Annotated in this window: 4 protein-coding genes and 2 pseudogenes; 3 read left to right on the forward strand and 3 right to left on the reverse strand. The window is 69.2% G+C overall.

What is annotated here, in order from left to right:
• Window positions 1–1,490: 1,490 nt before the first annotated feature.
• The gene (locus tag ACI2LW_RS33390; protein WP_404735016.1) at window positions 1,491–1,859 is read right to left on the reverse strand and encodes a winged helix-turn-helix domain-containing protein; all 369 of its coding nucleotides are present in this window, start codon (window positions 1,857–1,859) and stop codon (window positions 1,491–1,493) included.
• 847 nt (window positions 1,860–2,706) lie between these two features.
• Between ACI2LW_RS33390 and ACI2LW_RS33395 the strand changes: the two genes are divergently transcribed.
• The 3 genes and pseudogenes from ACI2LW_RS33395 to ACI2LW_RS33405 form a co-directional block, all read left to right on the forward strand.
• The gene (locus tag ACI2LW_RS33395) at window positions 2,707–3,006 is read left to right on the forward strand and encodes a hypothetical protein (RefSeq protein WP_404735017.1); all 300 of its coding nucleotides are present in this window, start codon (window positions 2,707–2,709) and stop codon (window positions 3,004–3,006) included.
• A 2,158-nt stretch (window positions 3,007–5,164) separates the two neighbouring features.
• Window positions 5,165–5,704 carry a winged helix-turn-helix domain-containing protein gene (locus ACI2LW_RS33400; RefSeq protein WP_404735018.1) on the forward strand — a complete coding sequence of 180 codons (540 nt, stop codon included), beginning with the start codon at window positions 5,165–5,167 and terminating at the stop codon, window positions 5,702–5,704.
• Window positions 5,701–6,126 (forward strand): annotated as a pseudogene (locus ACI2LW_RS33405) (transposase); the annotation flags it as partial. The gene ACI2LW_RS33400 and the pseudogene ACI2LW_RS33405, both read left to right, overlap by 4 nt.
• A 238-nt stretch (window positions 6,127–6,364) precedes the next feature.
• On the opposite strand, the gene ACI2LW_RS33410 reads toward ACI2LW_RS33405, so the two are convergent.
• Entirely contained in the window at window positions 6,365–6,778 is a 414-nt protein-coding gene (locus ACI2LW_RS33410; RefSeq protein ID WP_404735019.1) for a hypothetical protein, read from the reverse strand.
• Window positions 6,779–7,031: 253 nt separating this feature from the next.
• Window positions 7,032–7,331, reverse strand: a pseudogene (locus tag ACI2LW_RS33415) (hypothetical protein); the annotation flags it as partial.

The following is a 7,331-nucleotide window of genomic DNA, read 5'->3' on the forward strand; positions in this document are numbered from 1 at the left end:
CGCGCGGTCTGCTCCGCAGACACGACGCGCCGCCGCTACGCGGCGGGACCGCCGCGCTCCGCGCGGCTGGCCGGCGACTCCGTCGCCGGTGTGGCCAACTCCGTTGGCCACGGCCCGAATTGCTCCGCAATTCGGGCTGCAGAAATTCGCTCCGCGAATTTCTGGGGCTGGCTGCGGGGGTCCGGGTGCGGCCCTGCCCGGAATGATTTTCAACTCGGGTGAGTGTTCGGGCTTTTGGATTCTGACGATCTATCAACCCGTCAACTTTATTGTACGGGATCTGATTCGGCATTTCCTTGTCTTGATTTTCGCTTCGGAATTCTGGAAAGGAAGTTGTCTTCTTAAGTAGATTCGGCTCTTATTGGCGCTGCAAAGAGCAGATCTGAGTGAGGCGCGGGCCGCTGTGGAGTCGAGGCAGGGTCCAGCAGACGTCGGCCGTGAGATCCAGGCAGGGGGGTCATCGCTGACGTGTGCGAGTAGACAGCGGGAGTCGCGGTGGTGCCGCGAGACTTCGGCGACAGTGGCAGCCCGGTCATGCGGGAAGGGGGGTGTCGGTCGGCAGGCCGAGTGAGCAGTCCGGTTCGTTGGCGGCGGCTCAACAGAGCTGGTGGGCGGTGAGTTGGAGGGACCTTTCGATCGTGTGCGTGGTGCTTGACGCGGGGGCTCCTGCCTGGCCGCTGTGAACGGCGGGACGGCTCCGGCAGCCGGACGGGTGCAGCGGGCAGGGTGGTGCCAGTCGGGACCGGGCTGCAGGCGGCCGAGAACGGGTACGGCCACTGCTGTGTCGAGCCAGGCTGGCCAGCTGGTGCCCGAAGAACGTACTGAACACACCAAGAAGTGATCCTGAACCCGTTCCAGGTGACGGAAGCGAGGAACAGTGCGCAGCACGGGGGCAGGGCGCGGTGGAATGGCGTGGACGGCGAGCGGTCGTGGGGTGGGCGAGCCGTGTTCGGGATCCCGGGCGTCGGGGACGGTCAGGTGTGTGCGGTGCTCGTCGAGGGCTGCGTACGGGCCGGCGCGGTATGGGGCGTTGGTGCGGGTGTAAGTCTGCGGCGGGCAGGCGGGGGCGCGGCTGGGTGTGGTTGAGCGGGGCGAGGTCGGGTTGGGCTGTCTCTTGGGGTTCTGGTCGTAGGCGTCGGTGATCACGTCGCCGGATCATCGAGATTGCGTCGAGGGCCGCTTTGCTCTCCGCGTACGGGCGGGCTGTGGTGTCACAGTGGGCGTTGACGCGGCATGGGCGGTGCTCGAGGGGTGGAGCGGCGACGGCTGTTGGCGGACCTGACGTTCGCGGGTTGGGTGAATGGTGATGGTTTCAGGCGGCGTTGGATTGTGACGGGGGCGTCGGGGGTGGTTCTTTCGGGCTTGTCTCTCTGGGGTCACCGGCAGCCGCCGCTAGGGATGACCGTCTCGGGTGAGAAGTCTGCGGAAGTGCTTATGGCGGTTGTTGGCGCAGTTGTGTGGTGGTGAATGTGTCGCCCTGGCGACTGCCGCTATCTGTCGTGGGCGGAGCTGTCGGTGTCTTGTGTGCTGGTGTCCGTCAGGGTGGATCCGAGGGTTGCGGCGTTGGCGGCGATGCGCTGCAGGGCGGCGAGGTGTCCGGCGAGGGCGGTGCGGCCTTGGCCGGTCAAGCTGAGCCAGGTGCGGGGGCGTTTGCCTACGTAGCCCTTGCGTGCCTTGACGTAGGAGGCTGCTTCCAGTGTTGCCACGATCTTGCTCAGGGCGGAGTCGGAGACCTGGCAGCCGTCGCGGACGGTGCTGAACTCGGCCTCGGCGCAGCCTGAGAGGAAGGCCGTGATGGCCAGGCGTGTCGGATGCTGGATGAGTGGGTCCAGGGCGGGGTGTGGGGTGTTGCTGTTCATGAGGCCGGCGCTGTTGTGCGTTCGTGTTGCAGTACGAGCCAGTTCGCCAGTCCTCCTGCGAGGCCGGCTGCGATGACGAATCCTGCCCGGTGCCATAGCAGGGCTGCTGTCACGGCGATTGCCAGGACGCCGGTGTATGTGATGGCCAGGACTTGTGGACTCACGGAGTGGGGGGAGGTGTGGATGATGCCTGGGCGTGTTTCGTATCGCTGGCTGAGAACGATGTGTGCGGCTACCAGCAGGGCAGCTCCCAGTTCGAGTGCCGTTTCCGATTTCCAGGTCACGTGGGGCAGGGCCCATTGAAGGCCGAGGAGGGTGAGGCCGGTCGCGAACAGCAGTCCGCTGGTGGCTGGGTACCAGGCGGGCAGGGAGTGTGTGGGCCGTGCGGCGTTTCTGGCTGCCGCAGCGGTCCGTAGGGCAGCGCGGGCCTCGGCGGCGGTCGGACGCGACGTGTCATCCATGGTCTTCTCCCGCTCGTGGGGTGGACTGGAATCCTGGCACGTACTTTCCTGCTGGGCAAGTACTTGCGTAGTGGGCAGGCCGTCTGTGTTCCGGCAAGAGCGCCGCCGTCGAATTTCTCGAGGGCCACCGCGGGCGGTGCGCCGGACACGTCACGGGTGCTCGGCCGGGATCCGGACACGGCGATGCCGCGGGGAGGGCCCGGATCGGGATGGTGCTGCCGTCCGGCCGCGAGCGCGGTCGCCGGCGCGTCGCCGGGCTGCTGCACCGCCTGGTGCTGGGCTGTCCCGCCCTCTGGGCCCGGCGGAGTTGCTGAACGCTGTGGGGCTCGTCCGGCGGGCCGGCCGACAGATGGCGGAGCTGTCGTGTGGTCGGTGACAGGTTCGGTGTGGCGCGTGGCCTCATCGGCCGCGCGAAGCTGTTCCTCGACGAACCGGTCACCGGTTTCGTCCCTGAAGCCCGCTGTGACTTCCGCGCCCTGGTGTACGCGCTGCGGGACGACCGCGGCATGACCATCGTCCTGACCGCCTACGGCATGGCCGGAGCGCAGCAGCCCGCCGGCCGGATCGGCATCCTCTCGTATGGCAGGCTCACTGCCTGCGGCAGCCTGTGTGTACTCGCCGACGCCGATGCCCGGCCCGCTGCGAAGTCCGTCGGGCCGGGCGCAGGGGTGGTGAGCGGCGCGTGATGACAGCAGATCCCCTTTTTTTAGACCGGGTGGGAACTCCGCCAGTAGTACGGCGGGCCGGTTCCCGGTCTGTGGGATACGGCGCCCGGCCCTGGAGGAGAGCTGCCTGGGCGTGGTCGCCGCTGAACGCGCCGAACCAGCCCCGGCGCATCCCTCAAAGGCGTCAAGGAGCCGTCGTGGGCTGCCTGTGTCTCGGACCGGCCCGGCCCGGGGTGCGCTCGGATTGCGTCAGGTGTGGGCAACCGCAGGGACCTGTACTCGCGCCTGTCCGCGCCCGTCGTTTTCCCCGGCGTGGCGTCTTGGCGCTCCGACGTGGGGTGCTTGGCAGACCTGCCAGTTGATGCCCGCCGGCGGTGCGGGAGCGGCGATTTTCGTGTTCGGGCTCCTTACCGTCCCGCAAGTTCCTCTTCGGTGACCGAAAAGGGCGGGACACTGCTGCGGCTGCGCGGCATCCCCGGCGCGCTGCCCGTCTGTCTCGCTGCCGGGGCCGTGTTCGTCCTGGTGGGCATCCTCGTTCCGGTCGTTCTTCTGCTCGTCGGCGGAACTCTCGTCCTTCACGGCGGTCATGGCCCGCATCCGGGCGGCGGGAACGCTGCGGCCGGGGACGGGCTGCGGCCGGGGACGGGCGGGGCGCCGTGGTGGGAGCGGCAGCCGCCGGCGTTCCGGAGTGGTCATGCCGCGGAAGAGCAGCTCTGGGGCAGGGGCAGGGGCAGGGGGGCGCAGGCCGGGGAGGCGGTTTTCTCATCCGGCCGCGGTTGTTGCGTCACGGGGGCCTGCCCGCCTGGGGCGCAGCGGCCCGCCTCCCCTGGTGTTCTTTGTCCTCACGGTATGCGCCGGGCCCGTGGCACCGGGCCCGGCCTGCCGGGTGTCTTCCGCTTCTGTCTCCTGCGGTCAGAGAGCGTCGCCGGGATTCGGCCGGGTCGGGCCCGGTCCGGTGGTGTGGGCGAGGACGAGCAGCGCCATGCCGTCGGCGGCCTGGCCGCGGGTGCGCCGGTGGACGTCGGCGGTGACGGTGGACGTCGGCGGTGACGGTGGCGAGGAGTTCCTCCGGGGTGCGGGGGCATGGGCCGGTGAGCCGGCCGGCGGGATCGCAGAACGTTCCGGCGGCGTCCCGGGCCTCGGTGGCCCCGTCGGTGTACAGCAGCAGGCCGGCTCCCCAGGGGAACGCCACGGTGTCGGCGGGGCGCGTGTCCGGCGGGGTGCGTGTCGGTGCCCAGTGCTGCCAGGCCCAGGCCCAAGGGGCAGGGCGGGACGGGAGGGTTCCAGCGGGCGTACGGTGCCTTCCAGCAGAGAGCGGGGGTGCCGGGTGGCCGGGTGGTGGCCAACCGCAGCCGGTCTCCCGGCTGCGGGATCTCGGCCAGCACGGCGGTGGTGAAGTACTCGACCTGGTCCAGGCCCTCGCGCTGGGCGGTTTCGCGGAGCAGGGCGTGCTCGATCCACTCGGCGGGGCCGGTGAGCGCGGGATCCCGCCGGCTCACTCCCTCACGGAAGGCGCCCAGTACCACGGTGACCGCCTCGACCGCGCCCATCCCTTTTGCCGCATAACGCCGCCGATCAGGCAGCGCACCCCGTACGGGGTGTCCTGTACGGCGTACAGGACACCGCCGCAGTTGCGCGTCGCTCTGGGAGGCTTCGGCGCAGCGTCCGGATACGGGCCGGGGGCTGGGGCAGGACGGCGCGCCGGACGGCGACGGCGATGCCGTCACCGACCGCAGCCGCACGTCCCGCAGGTGCAGCAGGCGGTTCAGGAGGACGGCGAGGGCCGCGATCATGGCCACCGGCGCCCAGTCGCTCAGAGCGCCCCGGTCGGTGAGCAGGCCGAAGCGGGCCAGTACTGCCAGGCCTGCCGTGCATGCGGCCAGCGCGCTCAGCACGGTCCCGCGCAGCGACAGCAGGGGGGCGGCGACGACCGGGACCGCTGAGAAGCATGCCGCGGCGCCGACGTCCCCGAGGCGTGATCAGTTCGAGAGTGACGCCGAGCAGGAGCAGGAGCAGCAGGCAGGGCGACATGGTCCGTGAAGGTCCGACACCGATCTTGTACGGCCCCGGCCAGCCCGGGAGCGAGAGGCAGGACGGGGCGCTTGTCGCTGTTACTGACCTTTGCGGGGTCTTGTCGTTGGGGGCTGACGATGTGTGATCGTCGCGGTATGCCGGTTGTGTGAGATATCCGCAGGGTGGTGGGCTGACGCCGGAACGACAGGCGTTTCGCGAGCGGATCCGGCTGGAGGCCGCGGAGCGATTCGCTGCGGGTGCCTCCAACGCCGAGATCGCCAAGAACTTACGGGTGAGTGTGCGCTCGGTGCAGCGCTGGCGCCGGGCCTGGCACGACGCCGGCACCCAGGGGCTGCGCTCTGCCGGGCCCGTCTCACGGCCCAAGCTGAGTGAGGCCCTGTCCACCGTGCTCGAGCAGGAGCTTGCCAAGGGGCCGGTCGCGCACGGCTGGCCGGACCAGACGTGGACGCTGGCGCGGATCAAGACGCTGACCGGGCGCCGATTCCACAAGAGCATGACGCTGTCGGCGATCGCGCGGATGCTGCACCGGCACGGCTTCAGCCACCAGGTCCCGGCCCGCCGGGCCATCGAGCGTGACGAGGAGGCCGTGGTGGGCTGGGTGAAGGAGACCTGGCCGCAGGTGGAAGGTCCGTGGCGGCGCTCGACGCCTGGCTGTGCTTCGAAGACGAAGCCGGCTTCCCGATGACGCCGCCCACCACCCGCACCTGGGCCCGACGCGGACGCACACCCGTCATCCGGGTGCGGGGACGCTCCCAGCGCCGCTTCTCCGTCGCCGCTCTGGCCTGCTACAAGCACGGTGAACGCTCACGGCTGATCTACCGGCCCAAGCGGCATGTTGATCACAAGCGCGGCGGCAGACGCAGTTTCACCTGGCCCGACTACCGCGACCTGCTCATCACCGCACACCAGCAACTCGGCGCGCCCATCGTGCTCGTGTGGGACAACCTCAACGTCCACAAAGACCGCCGATTACGGGAGTTCATCGACACCCACCACTGGATCACCTGCTACTTCCTGCCCGCCTACGCACCCGGCCTCAACCCCGTCGAGGGCATCTGGTCCCTGCTGCGGCGCAGCAGCCAGGCCAACACCGCCTTCACCGACCCCCAGTTGTCTGCGTCCAGTGACGTCCTGGCAGTTCGTGCGGTCCGGCGGTGCCGAGCGGCGCTCGACGCCGATCACGGAATCGCGGCTGCCCCAGCCCGGGAAGAGGCACCGCCCGACCGCCCTTGCGCGCGTATACGAACTCGGGTGGCTGGTTCGCTGACCGCGACGTTCGACAAGACCGCCCGGTGCCGGCAGATCGCCGCCGAGCGTCTCCGGCGTGGTCAGGACGGCGCAGCCCTTACCTGAGATAGATCCTCAGCCCGAAGTCGTTGCCCCGGTGCCAGCCGGAAATGTACTTCGGGCTGCCGTGCTTGTCGTTGCCCCAGCCGTAGAAGTGTTCCCAGGTCACGTCGTCGCCGTACCAGTGGTTGTAGTCGGTCTCCGCGTAGGCCTGCACAGCCTTGCCGTCATGCTTGGTGTCCCACAGGTAGAAGGCCCCGGAGGCGTAGGACTTGCCGTTGACCTTCTTCGTGCACTCCATGTACTTGGCGGCACCGCCCTTGATGTGGATCTCCTTCCACGAGCTGCACTTGTTGGCAGCGGCCTTAACCTGCCCGACGGCCGGGGCGGCGATCGCGGCCGAGGGCGCCACCAGGCCGGCGGCCACAGCCAGCCCCGTGACGGCGAGGGCAAGACGCTTGCGTGACATCATGTGAACCCTTCCCGCCGGCCGGCGGATGGCCCCTGCAGGGCCCCTCGAGTCCGCCGGCACGACCATTTCCCTGTGCTCCCACGTGACGGGGCAGATGGATGGTTCCACACAGACCGTCGATTACCGGACATCTTGCAAGGCGTGTAGTGAACCCGTGCGGCTCATCCCGCCGGCCCGCCCCTTGCATACCGGCGCAAGGCCACCGGATCCCCCGCCCGACACGCCCGACCACTGCCAGGACGTTTCCTTTGGATCACCTTGCCGACCAGATAGAGATGGCGACGATGTGCAGTCCGGCGAGGTAGCTGGTGGCGGTCTTGTCGTATCGGGTGGCCAGGCCGCGCCATTGTTTGAGCTTGCTGATGCACCGCTCGACGGTGTTGCGCCGCTTGTATGCCTCACGGTCGAAGGCCGGCGGGCGGCCGCCGGACCGGCCTCTCCTCGTGCGCTTGGCGACCTGAACCGTTCCGGGTTCGGTAGAGATCTCAGATGTTGGGTGTGACCTGGGGCTTCGTGGTTGCGAGATAGTGGTTGTTCTCATATTCGACCGGCG

The sequence above is a fragment of the Streptomyces sp. NPDC004065 genome, from assembly GCF_044903565.1.
Lineage (GTDB): Bacteria > Actinomycetota > Actinomycetes > Streptomycetales > Streptomycetaceae > Streptomyces.